Here is a 20,909-nt window from a genome sequence, read left to right as displayed (position 1 = left end):
CGTCCTTGAAGTGAAACGGAAACAGCCGGGCCTTGCCCGGCTCCCTGGGAATCAACCCGATTTGCGCCGGAACAGCAGTCCGGACACTCCCAGCATCACGATCGGTGGCAGCGCATAGGCAATGCGGTAATCGAACTTCAGCGCGCCGGCCATGCGGCCGAAGAACAGCTGCAGCAGCCAGAAGCCCAGCGCGAACAGGATGCCCAGGAACAGGCGCTTGCCCATGCCGCCGCTGCGCAGCGAACCGAACGCGAACGGCACCGCCGCCAGGCACAGCGCCAGCACGTTCAACGGGTAGAACCAGCGGCTCCAGTACACGTCCTCGAAGTCACGCGCGTCCAGCCCGTTGCGCTGCCGGTAGGTGATGCTGGTGCTCAGTTCGGCCAGGCTGAGGTTGCGCGGCTTGGCGATGCCGGTGGCCAATGCGGCCGCATCCAGCTTCGAATTCCACGGTTCGCGCGCGATTTCCTGGCGGGTCGCCGAGCGCTCGCCGAAGGTATCGCGACGTACCCCGGTCAGCACCCAGCCATCCCTGTCATGCTCGGCGGTGTCGGCATGGGTCAATGAGGCGATGCCCCCATTCTCGGCGATGCGGTACAGGCGCACGTCGCGCAGGATCAGGCGCGTGCCCTTGTCGCCGACCAGCTGCTCCTCGCCGCTCTGCGCGTTGAGGAAGGTATCGCCCTCGCGTGCCCACAGGCCCGAGTAGCGGCTGGTGGCGATATCCCGCCCCCACTTGGCGCTGGACTTCAACGCATCGGCGCGGTCCTGGCCCCAGGGGCCCAGGGTCTCGGCGCTGAACACCATCACCGCGGTCAGCAGCGACAGCGCGATCGCCACCGAAACGCTCAGGCGCTTGCGCGACAGGCCCAGCGCACGCAGCGCGGTCAGCTCCGAGGTCGCTGCCAGCTGGCCCAGGCCCATCAGTGCACCGATCACCGCGGCGGTGGGGAACATGGTGTAGGCGCGGCGTGGCACCGTGTACAGCACCCAGGCGGCGGCATGGCCCAGCGTGTAGCCGTTCTTGCCGATGTCCTTGAACTCGCCGGAGAACGCCATCACCACGTCCAGGCCGACCAGCACGGCCCAGGTCAGCAGCACCGTGGTGAACACCGACCGGCCCAGGTACAGGTCGAAACGCATCGGGCGCAGCCTCATGCGCGGGCTCCCTTCGGGCGGCCCAAGCGGCCATCACGTGCATACATCCAGATTGCCAGCGCCAGCAACGGCAGGGTCAACCACCACAGGCCAAGCGCAGGGGGGATCTTGCCGTTGGCGATCCAGCCGCTGCCGATGAACATCAGATTGGTGCCGACCATGTAGGCCATCAGCGCCAGCATCATGCGGCCGTAGCGCTGCTGGCGCGGCGAGCTGCGGCCCAGCGGCACGGTCAGCAGGGCGAACGCCAGCGCGATCAGCGGCGGCGCCAGGCGGCGGTGCAGCTGCGCCTGCGCCTGCGGACGCTCATCGCCGATCAGCTGCAGGGTCGGCATCAGTTCCGGGTCATCCTCGGTGCGGGTCTGCGCGCCATCGGGCAGGGCCACGTCATTGCGGGCAAAGGTCGCCAGGCGGTAGTCCAGGCCACCAGCCACCGGCCCTTCCACCTGGTGGCCGTCATCCAGCTCCAGGAAGCGCTGACGGGTGCCCTCGAAGAACATGCGGCCGCCATTGGCCGACACCACCTCCAGGCGGTCATCCTTCTGGCGCTGCAGGAACACCTTGCCCAGCTGGGTGCCATCGGGCGAGATCGAGGACAGGTAGACCACGCCGCCGTTGGGCAGGGGGGTGAAGCGGCCCGGCTCCAGACCGGCCATCAGCACGCTGCGGTTGGCCTCGATGATCATCTGCTCGGCCACCCGGCCGGCCCACGGGCCCAGCCACAGCGAGCAGGCGCCCACCAGGGCCACCACCGGCACCACCAGCATCAGCAGTGGCCGCAGCAGTCGCTTGGGGCCGACACCAATGGCGGTGATCACCGCCATTTCCGAGTCGCGGTACAGGCGCGCGATGGCCAGCAGCAGGCCCAGCATCAGCGCCAGCGGCAGGATCAGCGGCAGGTAGGCGATGAACTGCAGGCCCAGCTGCGAGAACAGCAGCTTGGCCGGCAGGCGCCCGTCGGCGATGTTGCCGAGGATGTCCACCAGCACGCCGCCCACGCTGACCACCAGCAGGACGATCAGGGTAGCCAGGAAACTCTGGACGAAATCGCCCAGCAGGTATCGGTCGAGCTTCAGCATGGGGCGGTGGTTTAAACTCTGGGGTTCGTTCGCGGTGCCGCCCAGTCTACTGTCTGGGCGTAAACGGCCTGCGATTGTACGGACTCGCCAATGGAATCTGCTCAATGGCCCTCGAATTCACCCTGAACCACGTTGCTCCGGCCGCCGCCACCGTCGATTGCCTGGTGGTTGGCGCGTATGCCGACCATACCCTGACCCCCGCCGCACAGGCCCTGGACGCCGCCAGCGGTGGCCGCCTGGCCGCCCTGGCCCAGCGCGGCGACCTGTCCGGCAAGACCGGCGCCACCACCCTGCTGCATGACCTGCCGGGCGTGACCGCCCCGCGCGTGCTGGTGGTCGGCCTGGGCGAAGCCGCCCGCTTCGGCGTGCCGCAGTACCTGAAGGCCGTCGGCGACGCCGTGCGCGCGCTGAAGGCCGGCGCTGCCCGCAGCGCACTGTTCACCCTGTCCGAAGTGGCGGTGAAGGACCGCGACGCGGCCTGGGCGATCCGCCAGGCGGTGATCGCCGCCGATCATGCCGCGTACCGCTACACCGCCACCCTGGGCAAGAAGAAGGCCGACGACGCCGGCCTGGCCCAGCTGACCATCGCCGGTGACGACGCGCAGGCCCTGGCCCAGGGCCAGGCCATCGCCGCCGGTGTCGAGTTCGCCCGCGAACTGGGCAACCTGCCGCCGAACTACTGCACCCCGGCCCATCTGGCCGAAGTGGGTGTGAAGTTCGCCGGCGAGCACGACGGTGCCGAAGCCGAGATCCTCGACGAGCACCAGATGGAAGCACTGGGCATGGGCTCGCTGCTGGCCGTGGCCCGTGGTTCGGCCAACCGCCCGCGCCTGGTCGTGTTGAAGTGGAACAATGGCGGCGACGCCAAGCCGTACGTGCTGGTCGGCAAGGGCATCACCTTCGATACCGGTGGCGTCAACCTGAAGACCCAGGGCGGCATCGAGGAGATGAAGTACGACATGTGCGGTGGCGCCAACGTCATCGGCACCTTCGTCGCTGCGGTCAAGGCCAAGCTGCCGCTGAACCTGGTGGTGGTGGTGCCGGCGGTGGAGAACGCCATCGACGGCAACGCCTACCGTCCGTCCGACGTGATCACCTCGATGTCGGGCAAGACCATCGAAGTCGGCAACACCGACGCCGAAGGCCGCCTGATCCTGTGCGACGCGCTGACCTACGCGCAGCGCTTCGAGCCGGCCGCGCTGGTCGACGTCGCCACCCTGACCGGTGCCTGCATGGTCGCCCTCGGCCACCAGACCGCCGGCCTGATGAGCAAGCACGACGACCTGGCCAACGAGCTGCTGGCCGCCGGCGAGCAGGTGTTCGACCGCGCCTGGCGCCTGCCGCTGTGGGACGAGTACCAGCCGATGCTGGATTCGACCTTCGCCGACGTCTACAACATCGGCGGCCGCTGGGCCGGTGCGATCACCGCCGGCTGTTTCCTGTCGCGCTTCGCCGAAGGCCAGCGCTGGGCCCACCTGGACATCGCCGGCGTGGCCAGCGATGAAGGTAAGCGTGGCATGGCCACCGGCCGCCCGGTCGGCCTGCTGAGCCAGTGGCTGCTGGACCAGGCCGCCCGCGCCTGATGCCGTACCCGACCCTGGCCGGCGCCCGCCGGCCAGGGCCTCGCCCGGCACTGCCGGGCCCCTGCCTGACCCGGACCCTGCCATGCCCCGCGCCGACTTCTACCTGATCGCCAAGCCCCGCTTCCTGACCGAGCCGTTGCGCCTGGTCTGCGAACTGGCGCGCAAGGCCAACGACGCCGGGTTGTTCACCCTGGTGCTGGCCCGCGACCAGGCCCAGGCCGAGGAACTGGACGAGCTGCTGTGGGCGTTCGACAACGATGCCTACATCCCGCACCAGATCGCCGGGGAAGACATGGACGAGGAAGAGGCCCTGGTGCTGATCGCCGTGCCCGGCACCGAGGCACCGGCGCGTCCGCTGGTGATCAACCTGCGCGACGAGCCCTGGCTGGGCCAGTGCGAGCGCGTGCTGGAAGTGGTTCCGGCCGATCCGGAAGCGCGCGAACCGCTGCGCGAGCGCTGGCGCCAGTACAAGGCCGCCGGGTACGACCTGAACAAGCACGACATGTAAGCCCAGCGAGGACCCCTTGATGCGCCTGCTGATCGCCCTGATTCTTCCCTGGCTGTCCTTCTTCACCATCGGCCGACCGCTGGCCGGCATCGTCTGCCTGATCCTGCAGATCACCCTGATCGGCTGGCTGCCCGCCGCCATCTGGGCCGCCTACGCGGTCAGCCAGTACCACACCGACCAGAAGATCCGGCGCGCCCTCGGGTCGCGCTGATCTCCCTTCCGCCTTGATTACCGGTTCCCCCGCATGACCCAACTCGCCTCCAGCTACGACCCGAAGTCCTTCGAGACCGACCTCTACGAGGCCTGGGAGAAGGCCGGCCACTTCAAGCCGTCCGGCACGGGCGAGCCGTACACCATCCTGCTGCCGCCGCCGAACGTGACCGGCACCCTGCACATGGGCCATGCCTTCCAGCAGACCCTGATGGATGCGCTGGTGCGCTATCACCGCATGCGCGGCTACGACACGCTGTGGCAGGTCGGTACCGACCATGCCGGCATCGCCACCGAAATGGTGGTCAGCCGCAACCTGGCGCTGGAAGGCAAGGGCGAGACCCGCGATTCGCTGGGCCGCGAAGGCTTCATCGGCAAGGTCTGGGAGTGGAAGCAGCAGTCCGGCGACACCATCGAGCGCCAGATGCGCCGCCTCGGCACTTCCGCCGACTGGTCGCGCAGCACTTTCACCATGGATCCGCAGCCGTCGGCGGCGGTCAACGAAGCCTTCGTGCGCTGGTACGAGCAGGGCCTGATCTACCGCGGCCAGCGCCTGGTCAACTGGGACCCGGTGCTGAAGACCGCGATCTCGGACCTGGAAGTGGAGAGCGCCGAGGAAGACGGCTTCCTGTGGTCGATCGCCTACACGCTGGATGAGGGCCTGAGCTACGAACACGTCGAGCGCGATGCCGACGGCGTGGAAACCCTGCGCGAAACCCGCGACTACCTGGTCGTCGCCACCACCCGCCCGGAAACCCTGCTGGGCGATACCGCGGTGATGGTGCACCCGGAAGACGAGCGCTATGCACATCTGATCGGCAAGAGCGTGGTGTTGCCGCTGACCGGCCGCCGCGTGCCGGTGATCGCCGATGATTACGTGGACCGCGCGTTCGGCACCGGCGTGGTCAAGGTCACCCCGGCGCACGATTTCAACGACTACGAAGTGGGCGTGCGCCACAGCCTGCCGATGATCAACCTGTTCACCCCGGTGGCGGCGCTGAACGAAAACGCACCGGAGCGTTTCCAGGGCCTGGACCGCTACGCCGCGCGCAAGGCCGTGCTGGCCGAGCTGGAAGACCTGGGCATTCTGGTCGAGACCAAGGCGCACAAGCTGCAGGTGCCGCGTGGCGACCGTACCGGCCAGGTGATCGAGCCGTACCTGACCGACCAGTGGTTCGTGAAGATGGACGACCTGGCCAAGCGTGGCCTGGAGCTGGTCGAAGACGGCAGCATTTCCTTCGTGCCGCCGAACTGGATCAACACTTACCGCCACTGGATGAACAACATCCAGGACTGGTGCATCAGCCGCCAGCTGTGGTGGGGCCACCGCATTCCGGCGTGGTTCGACGAAGCCACCGGCAGCTGCTACGTCGGTCGCAGCGAAGAGGAAGTGCGGGCGAAGCACAACCTGGGCAGCGACGTGGTGCTGAACCAGGAAAGCGACGTGCTGGAGACCTGGTTCTCCTCGCAGCTGTGGCCGTTCTCCACCCTGGGCTGGCCGAGCGAACAGGCCATGGCCGAGCGCGGCTTCGACCGCTACCTGCCGTCGTCGGTGCTGATCACTGGCTTCGACATCATCTTCTTCTGGGTGGCGCGCATGATCATGGCCACCGACAACCTGGTCGGGAAGATCCCGTTCAAGGACGTCTACTTCACCGGCCTGATCCGCGACGGCCAGGGCCAGAAGATGTCCAAGAGCAAGGGCAACGTGCTCGATCCGCTGGACATCATCGACGGCATCACCATCGACGATCTGGTCGCCAAGCGCACCGGCGGCCTGATGCAGCCGAAGATGGTGGAGAAGATCGAGAAGGCCACCCGCAAGGAATTCCCGGACGGCATTGCTGCCCACGGTGCCGATGCGCTGCGCTTCACCATCGCCGCGCTGGCCACCCACGGCCGCGACATCAAGTTCGACATGAACCGCGCCGAGGGCTACAAGAACTTCTGCAACAAGCTGTGGAACGCCAGCCGCTTCACCCTGATGAACACCGAGGGTGCAACGTTCACCGGCGTGCCGACGCCGCGCACCGATGCCGAGCGCTGGATCCTTGCGCGCCTGGCGGCGGTGTCCACCGAGGCGCAGGGCCACTACGCCAACTACCGCTTCGACCTGCTGGCGCAGTGCCTGTACGAGTTCGCCTGGAACGAGTTCTGCGACTGGTTCCTGGAGCTGAGCAAGCCGGCACTGAATGGTGCCGATGCCGCCGACGCCGAAAGCACCCGCCACACTCTGCTGTACGTGCTGGAAGCGCTGCTGCGCCTGCTGCACCCGCTCACGCCGTTCATCACCGAACAGCTGTGGCAGCAGCTGGCCCCGCGCCTGGGCCTGGCCGAAACCACGCTGTCGCTGCGTCCGTACCCGACCGCCGCCGAGTTCGAAGGCGATTTCGCCCAGGCCGAGGCCGACGTGGAATGGCTGAAGGCCGTGATCAGTGCCGTGCGCCGCGTGCGCAGTGAGCTGAACGTCGCGCCGTCCAAGCTGGTGCCGCTGCGCCTGCAGGCCGGTCTGGAGCAGGACCGCGTGCGCATCGAACGTTTCAGCGCCTCGCTGTCGTTCCTGCTCAAGCTGGACAGCATCCAGTGGCTGGCTGAAGGCGAAAGTGCACCGCCGGCTGCCGCCGCGATCGTCGGTGAACTGAAGCTGCTGGTGCCGCTGGAAGGCCTGGTCGATCTCGATGCCGAGCGCGCGCGCCTGGACAAGGAGATCAAGCGCGTGGAAGGCGAGCAGGAGAAGAGCGAAACCAAGCTGGCCAAGTTCACCGACAAGGTGCCCCCGGCGGTGGTCGAGCAGGAACGCGTGCGCCTGGTCGACTGGAACACCCAGCTGGCCGGCCTGCGCGAGCAGCGCGCGAAGCTGTAAGTGCCGGGAAACGCCGGGTACTGCCCGGCGTTTCCTTTTGTAGAGTCGAGCCGTGCTCGACTCATGGCAGCAGTCGAGCATGGCTCGACTCTACATTTCCCGCGCATGGCATCATCGCTGGATGCCGCTTTCCATCTTCCTGCTGGTTCTCGCCGCTGCAGCCCTGCACGCCAGCTGGAACGCGATCGTCAAGCGCGGGCCGGACAAGTTCCTCGGCACCGTGCTGGTCACCGGCAGTGCCGCGCTGCTGTCGGCTGCCGCCCTGCCCTTCCTGCCATTTCCCGCCGCGCACAGCTGGCCGTGGCTGAGCGCGTCGGTGCTGCTGCAGGTGACCTACTACGGCCTGGTCGCACGCTGTTACCAGCAGGTCGACATGAGCCTGGCCTACCCGCTGATGCGCGGCAGCGCGCCGATCCTGGTCGCGTTGGCGGGCACCCTGCTGGGCGAGCAGCTGCCACCGGCGGCGTGGCTGGGCGTGGTGCTGGTCAGCACCGGCATCCTGTGCATGGCGCTGGGTGCACGTGGCGGTCAGCTGCGCCTGCCGCTGCTGACCGCGGCGATGATCGCCACCTACACGCTGGTCGATGCGCAGGGCGCGCGTCAGTCCGGCAGCGCACTCAGCTATACGTTGTGGCTGTTCCTGCTGTCGGGCATTCCACTGCCACTGTGGGCGCTGTACACGCGCCGCGGCGCGGTGCTGGACTATGCGCGGCAGCACTGGCCGCTGGGGCTGGCCGGTGGCGTCGGCACCACCACCTCGTATGCGATGGCGTTGTGGGCAATGACCCAGGCGCCGGTGGCGATGGTCTCGGCGTTGCGCGAATCGTCGATCCTGTTCGCGTTGCTGATCTCGGTGTTCCTGCTGCGCGAACGGATTCCGCGCGCGCGCTGGCTGGCGGCGGCGTTGATCGTCGGCGGTGTGTTGGCACTGCGGCTGGCGTGAGGAAAGCGTGCCAACCAAGGTTGGCACCTACCGGACAAGCCATTGCACGCCTTGGTAGCAGCCGACCTTGGTCGGCGCATTCCTGCCACCCCCGGTTGCCGGCTACCGGTAGTGCTGGCCGCTGGCCGGCAACCCTGCTCCGTTACAGCGGCGGCATCGCCTGCAGGTCGCCGTCGACCAGTTCGATCGCCATCACCACCGCGTCTTCGCGGCCCTGTGCGGCCGGGTAGTAACGCGGGCGGCGACCGATCTCGTTGAAGCCTTCGCTGTGGTACAAGGCCAGCGCGGGTGTGTTGGACGGACGCACTTCCAGGAACACACGCTGCGCCCCGCGGTCGCCGGCCAGCTGTACCAGCGCGCGCAGCAACTGACGTCCGAGCCCACGCGACTGCGTCAGCGGGTCGATGCAAATGTTCAGCACATGCGCCTCGTCGGCCGCGATGCTGAGCACGCCATAGCCGATCAGCTGGCCATCGCGTTCCATGGCCAGGCCCGGATAACCCGCGCGCAGGCAGTCGACGAAGATGCCGCGGGTCCACGGAAACGGATAGCCGCGCACTTCAATCGCCATCACCGCGTTGAGGTCGCTCTCGCGCAGTGCGCGCAGGCTGACCGGCCCGGGCTGGCTGACCGCACTCATGGCGTGCCCCGCTTGCGCAGGGCGCGCAGCTGCGGCCACAGCGCGCGCTTGGCGGCCGGGTCCTGACGCAGCTGGTCCAGCGGCCAGCTATCCATCAGCGCCTGCGTGGCCGGATCATTGGGATTGCAGCCGGATGCGCGCAGCAAGGCGATCTGCAGGCGATCCGGCAGGCGCACCACCGGCTGCCGGGCATTGCCAGGCAGCGGCCGGGCAGCCGCGGGCGCGGTGTCCGGTGCGCTGACCGGGGTCTCGCGACGCGCTGGCGCCGGGCGTTCCTGGCGGGAAACCGGTGCGGCCGCAGCCAGAGGTTCGCGCGCGGGTGCGGTTGGCGCCCGCGCCTGCTCCGCCGCTGGTGTGGCAGCCGCCTCGGCGTCGGCCACGCTCAGCTGCAGCGCGGCATCCAGCTCGGCGGCCAGCTGGCCGTCGTGATAGACGGTATAGCCCATGCCCTGCAGCCAGGCCTGCTGGGCCGGTGACCACAGCACGGGCAGGTCCTCGCTCACGCGGCCTCGGGCTTCTTGCGCAGGCGCTGCACGGCCCACATCACCGGGCCCGACAAGGCATACAGGATGCCCACCGCGAACAGCACGCGCGGCAGGTCGATGACCGCAATGGCGATCGCCACTGGCACCAGGGCCAGTACCAGGAACGGCACGCGGTCGGAGCGGGTGCCCTTGGCGCCGCCGCCCTTGAAGCTCCAGAAGCGGATGCGGCTGACCATCAGCAGCGCCGCGATGATCGTCACCGCCAGCGCCACGTAGCGCAGCTGGTTGCCGTCCCAGCCCAGGTTGCCATCGGCGAACGCCCAGACGAAGGACATCATCAGGCCGGCCGCGGCCGGGCTGGCAAGGCCGACGAACCAGCGCTTGTCGACCACCGCTACCTGGGTATTGAAGCGGGCCAGGCGCAGCGCCGCGCAGGCGGCATACAGGAAGGCCACGGCCCAGCCGACGCGACCCAGCAGCGGGTCGTCGAACTTCAGCCACGACAGCGACCAGTGGTACATCACCAGCGCCGGGGCCATGCCGAAGCTGACCAGGTCGGCCAGCGAGTCGTACTGCACGCCGAATTCGCTGCTGGTGCCGGTCAGGCGCGCCACGCGCCCATCCAGGCCATCCATCACCGCCGCCACGAACACGGCGATGCTGGCGTTGACGAAGTCCCCGTTGGCCGCGGCGATGATCGCGTAGAAGCCAGCAAACAGGCCGGCGGTGGTGAACAGGTTGGGCAGCAGGTAAATCGTGCGCGAACGCGGCGGCGGTGTGATCGGGTCCATGGAATCCAGTTTAATCGACTTGCCAGTGCTCGGCGCCAATGCTGCAATCGGCGTTCTACGCCCATTCCGTGGAGTTTGCCATGCGTGCCCTGTCCTGCCTTGGATGCCTGCTGCTGTTGGCCAGTGCCAACGCCGTGGCCGGCCCGGTCTACAAATGGGAGGACGCCAATGGCGTGACCCAGTACTCGGAGACCCCGCCGGCGGGCAGGAAGTTCGAGACCCGGGCGCAGGCGCGCAGTCCCCAGGCGGCGGCCAGCGCCGAGACCCCGGCCGCGCCGGTGCCCGAGCAGTGCAGCACCGCCCGCGCCAACCTGGCCCTGCTGGACGGCGGCGGCCAGGTGATGCAGGACACCGATGGTGATGGCAAGGCCGATACCCCGTTGGCTCCGGAGCAGCGCAGCGCGCAGAAGGGATTGGCTGAAGCCGCCATCAAGGCCTACTGCCCGGCGGAGTGAGGGTTATCGGCAGGGCTTGCAGCCCTGCACCCGCAGAGGCAATGGCAAGGGCAACGTCAAAAGCGGGCATTCCGTGGAATGGCGGGGCGGTGTCGGAGTGCGGGGACGCCGCAAGTACGTCCCTGTAGGCTTGGCAGCCGCATCCATGCGGCTGACACCCCGCAACCCGACACCGCCCCACCTCTGACAGTTTCCTGCTGCTGTTGGTAGGTGTCGACCTTGGTCGACACGCTGGATCCACGCCATGCGTGGATGAATCTCCATGGAAATCGAATAGTTCGAGAATTGATCGAACAGCAGCCGAGCATGGCTCGGCTCTACAGAAATGCAGGCAGCTCGCAGGAAACTGTCGAAGGCGGGGTGGGTCCGGTGGCAGGGGTGTGAGCGGCATGGATGCCGCGACCAAGCCCCCATGGACGGGTTTACGGCGTCCCCTGCCACCGGACCCACCCCGCCATCCCACAGTAAGCCCGCTGTTGCTGTTGCTGTTGCTGTTGCTGTTGACGTTGCTTGAGGCGGGTGCAGGGCGCAGCCCTGCCGATACCCCTCCCCCCGGCCGGGCTGGCAGAATAGGCGTCTCTGCCGTTATCCGAAGCCGACGATGCGCCTCTCCCAGTTCCACCTGCACACCACCAAGGAAACCCCCAGCGACGCCGAGCTCACCAGCCACCGGCTGATGCTGCGCGCGGGCATGATCCGCAAGCTGGCATCGGGCCTGTACACCTGGTCGCCGCTGGGCCTGCGCGTGCTGCGCAAGGTCGAGCGCATCGTGCGCGAGGAAATGGACCGCGCCGGTGCCGTGGAATTCCAGATCCCGACCATCCAGCCGAAGGAACTGTGGGAGCAGACCGGGCGCTGGCAGAAGTTCGGCCCGCAGCTGCTGAAGATCAAGGACCGCAAGGACCAGGTGTTCTGCTACAGCCCGACCGCCGAAGAAGCCGCCTGCGACTTCGCGCGCAGCGAGCTGTCCAGCTACAAGCAGCTGCCGGTGAACTTCTACCAGGTGCAGACCAAGTTCCGCGACGAGATCCGTCCGCGCTTCGGCGTGATGCGTTCGCGCGAGTTCCTGATGAAGGACGCCTATTCGTTCCACCTGCACGATGAGTGCCTGGTACGCGAGTACGAGAACATGAAGTCGGCCTACAGCCGCATCTTCACCCGCCTCGGCCTGGACTTCCGCATGGTGCAGGCCGACTCCGGCGCGATCGGCGGTGATGCCTCGCAGGAGTTCCACGTCATCGCCGATTCCGGCGAAGACGCGCTGGTGTTCTCCACCGGTTCGGACTACGCGGCCAACATGGAAGCGGCGATCGCTGCCGATCCGGCACCGCGTGCGGCCGCCAGCGAAGCCATGCGCAAGGTCGATACCCCCACCCAGAAGACCTGCGAGGATGTCGCGGCGCTGCTCGGCATCGACCTGCAGCGCACGGTGAAATCGGTGGCGCTGATCGCCGGCGAAGGCAAGGCACAGCAGTTCGTGCTGCTGCTGGTACGCGGCGACCATGAGGTCAACGAGATCAAGCTGGCCAAGGTTGCCGGCCTGGACGAACAGCGCTTCGCCAGTGAGGCGGAAATCGCCGAGTACCTGGGCAGCGTGCCGGGCTTCCTCGGCCCGGTCGCCCCGACGAAGGCCATCCGCGTGGTGGCCGATCGCGAAGTGGCGGCGATGTCCGACTTCGTCGTCGGCGCCAACGAAGCCGGTTTCCACCTGGCTGGCGTCAACTGGGGCCGCGACCTGCCGGAACCGGAAGTGGCCGACATCCGCAACGTGCGTGCCGGTGACCGCGCGCTGGACGGTGGTGAACTGAAGATCGCCCGTGGCATCGAAGTCGGCCACGTGTTCCAGCTCGGCCGCAAGTACGCCGAAGCGCTGGATGCCACCGTTCTGGACGAGAACGGCAAGGCCGCGGTGATGGCGATGGGCTGCTATGGCATCGGTATCTCGCGCGTGGTGGCTGCCGCGATCGAACAGAACCATGACGATGCCGGCATCATCTGGCCGGACGCGATGGCGCCGTGGCAGGTGGTGGTATGCGTGATCAATCCGAAGGGCGACGCCGCCGTGGCCGACGCCGCGGCCAACCTGCTGCAGGAGCTGCGCGATGCGGGCCTGGACGCGGTACTTGACGACCGTGGCCTGCGCCCGGGCGCGATGTTCGCCGACATGGAACTGATCGGCATCCCGCACCGCGTGGTGGTCAGCGAACGTGGCCTGGCCGCCGGCACCTACGAGTACCGTTCGCGCCGCGCCAGCGAAGCGGAAAGCCTGGACAAGGCCACCCTGCTGCAGCGCCTGCAGGGTTGATCAGGAAGAGACCGGGGCATGCCCCGGTCTTTTTTTTGCCTGACGCCCATTTGAGCAATATTGCAGCGGACATAATCCGGTCAAAATCGACGCAATGCAGCCGGGATGCTGCCAGGCCATGACCGCTCTGCATTTGTGCTGGGATTAATTCATCTTTATTCTGTCCCGCGACGCCAGGGACTGGCTCGTCCCGTCCACTTATTAGTTTCCGGAGTAACCGTAAATGAGCATTGACCTGACCGGCCTGTCGGCACGCGAGCTGGGCGCCCTGATCCGCACCGCCAAGAAACAGCAGACCATCGTCGCCAAGCGCCGGCCGATCACCAAGGTCCGGGCACAGCTGACCAAGCTGGCCAAGACCGAGGGTTACACCATCGAGGAACTGTTCGGCGACGCCCCGGCCCCGCGCGCGCGCAAGGTGGCCAAGGTTGCCAAGGCACCGTCGAAGACCGCTGGCCGCAAGCTGGGCAAGGTTGCGCCGAAGTACCGCAACCCGGCCAATCCGAAGGAAACCTGGACCGGCCGTGGCAAGCAGCCGCGCTGGATGGCCGAGCTGACCGCCAAGGGCAACAAGAAGCCGGAAGATTTCCTGATCAAGAAGGCCTGAGGCCGGATCGGGATGCAATGAAAAACGCCGGCGAAAGCCGGCGTTTTTCATTGCCCGGAAAGGAAAGGGGTGTGGACCAACGGTCCACACCCACAGGAAGCAGCCCAGAGGGCGATTACAGGGTTTTGCGGGCCGGCATCAGCAGGTTGCCGAACAGCAGGCCAGCGACCAGCGCCATCACCACGTTGAGCACGGTGAGGAACACGCTCTGGCCGGCGCCCACGTCCTGCTGCTGGACCAGGGTCAGCACGCCGCGCAGGCTGGTGCTGCCGGGCACCATCATGATGATGCCGGGCAGGCGGATGATTGCGCCCGGGCGGCCGACGAGGCGGCCGAACAGATTGCCACCGGCGGTCAGCAGCATCGCCGACAGGAAGATGCCAGCCGGCGCGCCCCAGGCGTGGCCACCGAACTTGGAGATCGCATAACCAGCCACCGAGGCCGCGATCACCCACGGATAATCGCGGCGGTTGGCCTTGAACAGCATCGCGAAGGCAAACGCTGCGGTCAGCAGTGAACCCCACTCCACCCACGGCCCCTGCGGCCGCGTGGCGCGGATCACCGGATCGAGCCCGAGCACGTCGGCCAGGGTCACCGCGATCATCGCGCCGACGCTGAGCTTCATGATGGTGGTCAGCGCGCCGGCAAAGCGCGCGGTACCCGACACCCAGTGCTGGCTCGCCAGTTCATTGACCGCATTGGTCAGCGACATGCCGGGCAGCAGCACCACCAGCGAGGCGATGATCACCGTGTTGAGGTTGAGCGCGCCGATGAAGGACGCCACCAGGGTGGCGACCAGGCCGGCCAGCAGCGCCGCCAGCGCCTCGGCCGCTTCGCGGGTGGCCGGGCGACGGTCGGTGACCATGCCGAGCAGGCCGATCATCAGGCCGATGACACCGGCGGTGGCAATGTCCAGCCACGGCAGCTTCCACATGCCGGCCACGCCGGCCGCGCCGAGGGTGAACGAAAGGATGGTGCGCAGCTTGCCGCGCCGGCCCGGATCCTTGTCCAGCTGGCGCAGCGCGGTGTGGCCCTGGGCGATGCTCATCCGCCCGTTGGCCACTTCCTCGGCGATATGGTCGGCCACGCTGAGCTTGTGCAGGTCGTTCTCGCCGGGGGCCAGGCGGATCACGCGGGTGATGTCACTGGAGCCGATCGCCTGCGCAGGGTCGCTGAAGCTGAGGATGATACCGGTGGGATTCGACCACGGTTCACAATCCAGATCGAGCTGGCGGGCCAGTGCCACCACTGCCGTTTCCAGGCGCTGGGCCGTTGTGCCGTAGCTGTGCAGGCGTCCGGCGATCTCGGAAACGAAGGCCACGCGCTGCGCGTAGGTGGCCTGGGGCGTGGGGATCGTGTGAGCGTCTGCGGACATGCGCCGTAGTATTACCTAGGCTGGGCCTTACCGGAGAAATTCATCCGAGTTCGACGCGATGCCCAATACAGAACGGTTATGCTGCGACCCGAATGGCCCAAGTGACCCCGAACCACGCCCCCCAGCTCGAACAGGATGCCCATGACCCGGGCGTGATCCGCCTGTCCGGCACCTGGACCTTGAAGACCGCGCTGGCCGCGGCCGAAGTCCTGCGCGGCGTTCCCGACACGCTGACCGGCATCGATGCCACCGCCATCGAGAAGATGGATTCGGCCGGCGTGCTGCAGGTGCTGCGCGTGGCCCATCGCGCCGACCTCGGTGAGGACGCACTGAAGTTCCGCCCGGACCACCAGGCGCTGGTGTGCACCATCGAGGAAGTGGCCGACGACCGGCCCAGGCCCAAGCGCGACTTCGGCGTGCTGGCGGCACTGGAGCGGCTGGGTGTCAGCGTCCATGCAACCGGCCACAACATCAAAGCGCTGTGCAGCTTCCTCGGCGAGAACCTGGTCAAGGCCGCGCGCCTGGTCAAGGAACCCCGCCGTTTCCGCCTGACCGCCACCGTGCACCAGATGGAGCAGGTCGGGCTGGATGCGGTACCGCTGGTGGCACTGCTGTCCTACCTGGTTGGCGCGGTGATCGCTTTCCTCGGCTCGACCATCCTGCGCGACTTCGGCGCCGAGATCTATGTGGTCGAACTGGTCAACATTGCCTTCCTGCGCGAATTCGCGGTACTGCTGACCGCGATCGTGCTGGCCGGCCGCACCGCCAGCGCCTTCACCGCGCAGATCGGTGCGATGAAAGCGCGCGAGGAAATCGATGCGATGCGCACTCTGGGCCTGGACCCGATCGACCTGCTGGTGCTGCCACGGCTGCTGGCGCTGCTGGTCACCCTGCCCCTGCTGACCTTCATCGCCATGGTCGCCGGTCTGGCCGGCGGCATCACGGTGGGTGCGTTCGACCTGGATATTCCGCCGCAGATGTACATCGCGCGCATGCACGAGACGATGGAAGTGCGGCACATGCTGGTCGGCCTGTCGAAGGCGCCGGTGTTCGCGCTGGTGATCGGCCTGATCGGCTGCCTGGAAGGACTGAAGGTCGAAGGCACGGCGCAGTCGGTCGGCGAACGCACCACCTCCAGCGTGGTGCAGACCATCTCGCTGGTGATCATCATCGACGCCTTCGCGGCGTTGTGGTTCATGCACATGGACTGGTGACATGAGCACGCATGCGACGCCCGAAGAAGTTCCCATGCAGGACGACAACGGCCACGAGCTGGCCATCCGCGTGCGCGGGCTGGTCAACCGCTTCGGCAGCCAGACCGTGCATGAGGACCTGGACCTGGATGTACGCCGCGGCGAGATCCTGGGCGTGGTGGGTGGTTCGGGTACCGGCAAATCGGTGCTGATGCGTTCGATCCTCGGCCTGCGCGTGCCCGATGCCGGGCAGATCGAAGTGCTCGGCCGCGACGCGCGTGCCGACGATGCCGAGAGCCGCCTGCACATCGAGCGCAACACCGGCGTGCTGTTCCAGGACGGCGCCCTGTTCTCCTCGCTGACCGTGGGCGAGAACGTGCAGGTGCCCTTGAAGGAACACCACCGCGAATTGCCCGAGCGCTGGCACTACGAACTGGCGCTGCTGAAAGTGAAGCTGGCCGGCCTGCCCGCCGATGCGATCAACAAGCTGCCCTCGCAGTTGTCCGGTGGCATGCGCAAGCGCGCCGGCCTGGCCCGAGCGCTGGCGCTGGATCCGCCGCTGCTGTTCCTGGACGAACCGACCGCAGGCCTCGACCCGATCGGTGCGGCTGCATTTGACCGCCTGATCAAGACCCTGCAGGAAGCGCTGGGACTGACCGTGTTCCTGATCACCCACGACCTGGACACGCTGTACGCGATCTGCGACCGGGTCGCGGTGATCGCCGACCGCAGGGTGGTGGCCAACGCGCCCTTGCCTGACATCGAGAAACTGGATCATCCGTGGATCCAGGAATACTTCCACGGACCCCGCGCGCGTGCCGCGCGTGGCGAACAGATCGAGAGTGCCTGAGCCATGGAAACCAAAGCCAACTACGTGCTGATCGGCGCGTTCACCCTGATCACCGGCCTGGCCCTGCTGGCCTTCGGCCTGTGGGCGGCCAAGTACTCTTCCGACCGCACCTGGCAGGAATACCGCGTGGTGTTCCGCGAAGCGGTGACCGGGCTGTCGGTGGGCAGCCCGGTGCAGTACAACGGCATCGCGGTGGGCTCGATCACCGAACTGAACCTGGTACCGGACGACCCGCGCCAGGTGGTCGCGCGCATCCGCCTGAACTCCAACACGCCGGTCAAGACCGATACCCGCGCCAAGCTGGCGATCACCAGCCTGACCGGCCCGTCGATCATCCAGCTCAGCGGTGGCACGCCGCAGTCGCCGGCGCTGACCACGGTCAACAAGGACCCGGCGCCGATCATCCCGACCACGCCGTCGGCGCTGCAGAACATCACCGACGTCGCCAACCGCATCGTCGAGCGCATGGACCAGATTCTCAGCGACCGCAACGTGGCTTCGATCAACGCGACACTGGCCAACCTGGAAACCATCAGCGGTGGTCTGGCCGACCGTGACCAGGGCACGCAGGCGCTGCTGCTCAGCGCGCGCGACGCCGCCCGCAGCCTGGACACCACGCTGAAGACCACCAACGGCACCATCGAGCGCCTGGACAAGAACCTGGTGCAGCAGCTGCCCGGCATCATCGACAAGCTCGACGGCACCCTGGCCAAGCTTGATTCGGCCGCCGGCAACGCCGATTCGATCCTTGGCGAGAACCGCGCCGCGATCAACAGCTTTGCCAACGATGGCCTCGGCCAGCTGGGCCCGACGCTGACCGAGCTGCGCGGCCTGATCCGCGACCTGCGCAGGGTCAGCGACCGCCTCGAGAACAACCCCGCGCGCTACCTGCTGGGCCGCGACGCACCGAAGGAGTTCGAACCCAAATGAGCCCGACCACCCTTCCGCGCCTGCTGCTGGCCGCTTCGATGGTCACCCTGCTGGGCGGCTGCTCCATCCTTGGCAGCAGCGAGAAAACCGCAGTGACGCTGTACTCGCCGTCCGTGCAGGTCAAGGCGGACCCGGCGTGGCCACAGGCCAGCTGGCAGCTGGTACTGGCCAAACCCAGCGCCGCGCGCATGGTCGACAGTCCGCGCATCAACGTGCGGCCGACGCCGTCGCAGCTGGAGATCTACAAGGGCGCCAGCTGGGCCCAGCCGGCCACCGACATGATCGAGGACACCCTGCTGCGCGGCTTCGAGGATTCCGGCCGCATCCGCGGCGTGGCGCGCAGCACCGCCGGCATCCGCGCCGACTACAAGCTGTCCACCGACGTGCGCCGCTTCGAATCGGATTACCAGGGACAGGCCACGCCGACGGTGGTGATCGAGGTCAACGCCAAGCTGATCCACGTCGCCGACCAGCGCGTGGTGGCTGACCGCACCTTCCGCCAGGCGCAGCCGGTCGGCAGCACCGACGTACCGGCAGTGACCGCCGCGTTCGAGCGTGGGCTGCAGCAGCTGGCGCAGGACGTGGTGGGCTGGACGCTGCTGAGCGGCCAGGCCGATCAGCCGACCGTCGCGCGCTGATCGATCAGCGCGGCGTGATCCAGCGGAACGTCAGGTTGATCCGCTCCCCCTGCACGCGTGCCATCTTCGGCAGCGCGTGCTGATAGAACTGTTGGGTCTGACCGGCCATCACCAGCAGATCGCCATGGCCGAGCAGATACTCGACCTTCCGCGCCGGGTCATCGCGCCGGCGCAGCAGGAAGCGCCGCGCCGCGCCCAGGCTCAGCGAAGCAATCACCGGGGCCGGCCCCAGCTCCGGCTCGTCATCGCTGTGCCAGCCCATGTAATCACCGCCGCCGCGATAGCGGTTCAGCAGCACGCTGTTGAAGCGGCCGAGGCCCTCCACCTGCAGGCGATCACGCATGGCCTGCAACGCGGGTGGCCAGGGATGCGGCACGAATTCAGCCCCCGAATATCGGTAGCGCGCCTGCGGATCGCCGATCCAGCAGCTCAGCCGCGGCGAATCCACCCAGTTGCCGAACATGCGGATGCGGTGAACTTCCCAGGGGACTTCGGCCTGCAGCACGGACAGGAGCCGGTCGGCATCGGTCGCGGCCAGCCAGCCCGGCAGGTGCTGGACATCGGCATCGGGCAGGTCGTGGGGGAGCAGCATGGTCACACGCTAGCACGCCGCCGTTTGCCGTCATGGCCGCCAGCACCGAAAATGGCGCCATGACTGTTGCCCAGATGCTGATCCCGTCCTACCGCCCCCTGTCGCGAGGCCCCGCCCGATGAGCCTGCGCCAGTCGCTGTTCCCGTTGCTGCGCGCCCTGTTCCGGGCCTTGCCATTGCCGCAGGCGCAGCGCGACCGATTGCGCACCCGGCTGTTGGCACGGCATGGCGACTGGGTGCCGCCGCCGCCCAAGGGACAGCAGGATGAGGGGGGCACGCGCGCCAGCGCCCAGCTGCGCCGGCGTGCCGACGAGCCGGCGATCGGCCACGTGCCCTGGCGCGAGGGAGCATTGCCGTCGCCCATGCCGGCGACGCTGGTCGCTTTCTACCTGCCGCAGTTCCACACCTTCCCAGAGAACGACGCCTGGTGGGGCAAGGGCTTTACCGAGTGGCGCAACGTGACCCGCGCCCTGCCGCAGTTCGAGGGCCACATCCAGCCGCGCCTGCCTGCAGACCTGGGCTTCTATGACCTGCGCAACCCTCATGTGATGCGGGACCAGGCACGCCTCGCAGCTGAGTACGGCATCGGCGCGTTCTGCTTCTACTACTACTGGTTCAGCGGCCGCACCCTGATGGAGGATCCGCTGCGCCAATGGCTGGAAGACGACAGCATCGAACTGCCGTTCTGCCTGTGCTGGGCCAACGAGAACTGGGCACGACGCTGGGACGGCCGCGACGAGGACATCCTGATCGGCCAGCAGCACAGCGCCGAGGACGATCTGGCCTTCATCGCACATGTCGCGCCCTACCTGCGCGACCGCCGCGCATTGAAGGTCGAGGGCCGGCCGATGCTGCTGGTCTATCGCCCGCACCTGCTGCCAGACGCCCGTGCGACCGCCGAACGCTGGCGTCGCTGGTGTCGCGACAACGGTGTCGGCGAGATCCACCTGGCGTACGTGCAGGGCTTCGAGCGCCCAGATCCACGCGACATCGGGTTCGATGCGGCAGTAGAGTTCCCGCCGAACATGAGTAATCCGCGTTCGCTGTCGGCGCAACAATGGCTGCTCAATCCGGCCTTCAATGGCGATGTGCGCGACTGGCGCGAACTGGCTGCAGAAATCGCAGCACGCCCGCTGCCGGACTATCCGCTATACCCAGGCGTAAACCCTGGTTGGGACAACGAAGCACGTCGTTCCGGTCGCGGCCGCGTTTACCTGCACGCTTCACCACGTGGCTACCGCGACTGGCTGCATACCACGATCCATGAACGCCTGGCCCCGGCGCCGGCGACCCAGCGGATGGTGTTCATCAACGCCTGGAACGAATGGGCAGAAGGCGCCGTGCTGGAACCGGATGCACGGCTTGGGCATGCCTGGCTCGACGCGACGCGCCAAGCGCTGTCCCCGACTCCGCTCGCCTCACCCCTGCAGGTTTGCCTGCTGGTTCTCATTGATGATCCCGAGTTGATCACCACCGCTTGTGATGCCGCGTGCAAACTGGGGGTGAGCTACCGAGTGTTCATTCCAACCGCGCTACGCCCGCAGGACGCTGCGGTCGATATCATCGGCCATGCTGGCAATGTATTGCCCAGCATCCTGCAGACTCTGGAAACCTTCGGTCCGGATCCATCGTTGCTGGCCTGCTGGCTGGATCTGCGCGGAAGCCGCGAAGCTGGACAGCAGCTACCCGGGGCGGCCGCTATCGA

Annotated in this window: 19 protein-coding genes and 1 pseudogene; 13 read left to right on the top strand and 7 right to left on the bottom strand. The window is 67.4% G+C overall.

All coding sequences use genetic code 11. The features are described from left to right. Window positions 1-51 precede the first annotated feature (51 nt). Both lptG and lptF read right to left on the bottom strand, forming a co-directional pair. On the bottom strand, window positions 52-1,158 hold the full coding sequence (gene lptG, locus ACZLIB_RS02985) for an LPS export ABC transporter permease LptG (protein ID WP_478469134.1): 1,107 nt from the start codon (window positions 1,156-1,158) through the stop codon (window positions 52-54). Further along, a complete protein-coding gene (gene lptF, locus ACZLIB_RS02980) occupies window positions 1,155-2,237 on the bottom strand; it encodes an LPS export ABC transporter permease LptF (protein ID WP_032128008.1) in 1,083 nt (360 codons plus the stop codon). Before lptF ends, lptG begins: the two co-directional genes overlap by 4 nt. Window positions 2,238-2,341: 104 nt before the next feature. On the opposite strand from lptF, the gene ACZLIB_RS02975 reads away from it, so the two are divergent. From ACZLIB_RS02975 to ACZLIB_RS02955, 5 genes are all read left to right on the top strand, one after another. Beyond that, window positions 2,342-3,820 (top strand): leucyl aminopeptidase, encoded by a 1,479-nt coding sequence (locus tag ACZLIB_RS02975; RefSeq protein WP_478469133.1) that lies wholly within the window; start codon window positions 2,342-2,344, stop codon window positions 3,818-3,820. Between the two features lie 82 nt (window positions 3,821-3,902). Next, the gene (locus ACZLIB_RS02970; protein ID WP_005415211.1) at window positions 3,903-4,328 is read left to right on the top strand and encodes a DNA polymerase III subunit chi; all 426 of its coding nucleotides are present in this window, start codon (window positions 3,903-3,905) and stop codon (window positions 4,326-4,328) included. A gap of 19 nt (window positions 4,329-4,347) precedes the next feature. Beyond that, window positions 4,348-4,539 (top strand): YqaE/Pmp3 family membrane protein, encoded by a 192-nt coding sequence (locus tag ACZLIB_RS02965; RefSeq protein ID WP_014035920.1) that lies wholly within the window; start codon window positions 4,348-4,350, stop codon window positions 4,537-4,539. 33 nt (window positions 4,540-4,572) lie between these two features. Then, a complete protein-coding gene (locus tag ACZLIB_RS02960) occupies window positions 4,573-7,401 on the top strand; it encodes a valine--tRNA ligase (protein WP_478469131.1) in 2,829 nt (942 codons plus the stop codon). Window positions 7,402-7,522: 121 nt separating this feature from the next. After that, a complete protein-coding gene (locus ACZLIB_RS02955; protein ID WP_197615413.1) occupies window positions 7,523-8,344 on the top strand; it encodes an EamA family transporter in 822 nt (273 codons plus the stop codon). A gap of 142 nt (window positions 8,345-8,486) precedes the next feature. Here the strand turns inward: ACZLIB_RS02955 and rimI are convergent, their stop codons facing one another. The 3 genes from rimI to pssA are packed head-to-tail and all read right to left on the bottom strand — an operon-like array spanning window position 8,487 to window position 10,260. Beyond that, window positions 8,487-8,984 (bottom strand): ribosomal protein S18-alanine N-acetyltransferase, encoded by a 498-nt coding sequence (gene rimI / locus ACZLIB_RS02950; RefSeq protein ID WP_049400289.1) that lies wholly within the window; start codon window positions 8,982-8,984, stop codon window positions 8,487-8,489. Then, the gene (locus ACZLIB_RS02945) at window positions 8,981-9,487 is read right to left on the bottom strand and encodes a hypothetical protein (protein WP_478469129.1); all 507 of its coding nucleotides are present in this window, start codon (window positions 9,485-9,487) and stop codon (window positions 8,981-8,983) included. Before ACZLIB_RS02945 ends, rimI begins: the two co-directional genes overlap by 4 nt. Then, a complete protein-coding gene (pssA, locus tag ACZLIB_RS02940) occupies window positions 9,484-10,260 on the bottom strand; it encodes a CDP-diacylglycerol--serine O-phosphatidyltransferase (RefSeq protein WP_019660986.1) in 777 nt (258 codons plus the stop codon). The genes ACZLIB_RS02945 and pssA overlap by 4 nt, the downstream gene beginning before the upstream one ends. An 80-nt stretch (window positions 10,261-10,340) precedes the next feature. On the opposite strand from pssA, the gene ACZLIB_RS02935 reads away from it, so the two are divergent. The 3 genes from ACZLIB_RS02935 to ACZLIB_RS02925 all read left to right on the top strand — a co-directional run bounded on the left by ACZLIB_RS02935 (window position 10,341) and on the right by ACZLIB_RS02925 (window position 13,627). Beyond that, entirely contained in the window at window positions 10,341-10,715 is a 375-nt protein-coding gene (locus tag ACZLIB_RS02935) for a DUF4124 domain-containing protein (RefSeq protein ID WP_478469128.1), read from the top strand. A 601-nt stretch (window positions 10,716-11,316) separates the two neighbouring features. Further along, a complete protein-coding gene (locus ACZLIB_RS02930; protein WP_478469126.1) occupies window positions 11,317-13,020 on the top strand; it encodes a proline--tRNA ligase in 1,704 nt (567 codons plus the stop codon). Window positions 13,021-13,243: 223 nt separating this feature from the next. Next, window positions 13,244-13,627, top strand: a complete 384-nt coding sequence (locus ACZLIB_RS02925; protein WP_005415203.1) for an H-NS histone family protein — start codon at window positions 13,244-13,246, stop codon at window positions 13,625-13,627. Window positions 13,628-13,742: 115 nt separating this feature from the next. Here the strand turns inward: ACZLIB_RS02925 and ACZLIB_RS02920 are convergent, their stop codons facing one another. After that, window positions 13,743-15,002, bottom strand: coding sequence for a threonine/serine exporter family protein (locus tag ACZLIB_RS02920; RefSeq protein WP_049398420.1), 1,260 nt, complete (start codon window positions 15,000-15,002; stop codon window positions 13,743-13,745). A gap of 92 nt (window positions 15,003-15,094) precedes the next feature. On the opposite strand from ACZLIB_RS02920, the gene ACZLIB_RS02915 reads away from it, so the two are divergent. Genes ACZLIB_RS02915 through ACZLIB_RS02900 form a run of 4 tightly spaced genes read left to right on the top strand, consistent with a single transcriptional unit; the run spans window position 15,095 to window position 18,613 of the window. Next, complete coding sequence (locus ACZLIB_RS02915) at window positions 15,095-16,216, top strand: ABC transporter permease (RefSeq protein ID WP_049424924.1); 1,122 nt, start codon at window positions 15,095-15,097, stop codon at window positions 16,214-16,216. A 1-nt stretch (window position 16,217) separates the two neighbouring features. Beyond that, window positions 16,218-17,045: an ABC transporter ATP-binding protein gene (locus ACZLIB_RS02910; protein WP_049398418.1), complete on the top strand. Its 828-nt coding sequence runs from the start codon at window positions 16,218-16,220 to the stop codon at window positions 17,043-17,045. 3 nt (window positions 17,046-17,048) lie between these two features. After that, the gene (locus ACZLIB_RS02905; protein ID WP_014035909.1) at window positions 17,049-17,975 is read left to right on the top strand and encodes an MlaD family protein; all 927 of its coding nucleotides are present in this window, start codon (window positions 17,049-17,051) and stop codon (window positions 17,973-17,975) included. Further along, a complete protein-coding gene (locus ACZLIB_RS02900) occupies window positions 17,972-18,613 on the top strand; it encodes an ABC-type transport auxiliary lipoprotein family protein (RefSeq protein ID WP_049398417.1) in 642 nt (213 codons plus the stop codon). Before ACZLIB_RS02905 ends, ACZLIB_RS02900 begins: the two co-directional genes overlap by 4 nt. 4 nt (window positions 18,614-18,617) lie before the next feature. Here ACZLIB_RS02900 and ACZLIB_RS02895 read toward each other — a convergent pair whose 3' ends face one another. Then, entirely contained in the window at window positions 18,618-19,205 is a 588-nt protein-coding gene (locus ACZLIB_RS02895; protein WP_478469124.1) for an alpha-ketoglutarate-dependent dioxygenase AlkB family protein, read from the bottom strand. Window positions 19,206-19,323: 118 nt separating this feature from the next. Here ACZLIB_RS02895 and ACZLIB_RS02890 point away from each other — a divergent pair. Beyond that, a pseudogene (locus ACZLIB_RS02890) lies at window positions 19,324-20,613 on the top strand (glycoside hydrolase family 99-like domain-containing protein); the annotation flags it as partial. Window positions 20,614-20,909: the final 296 nt, after the last annotated feature.

Source organism: Stenotrophomonas sp. 220_Sma (assembly GCF_056487375.1).
Note: the sequence above shows the minus strand (reverse complement) of the source record. Positions and strands in the feature narration are given on the sequence as shown.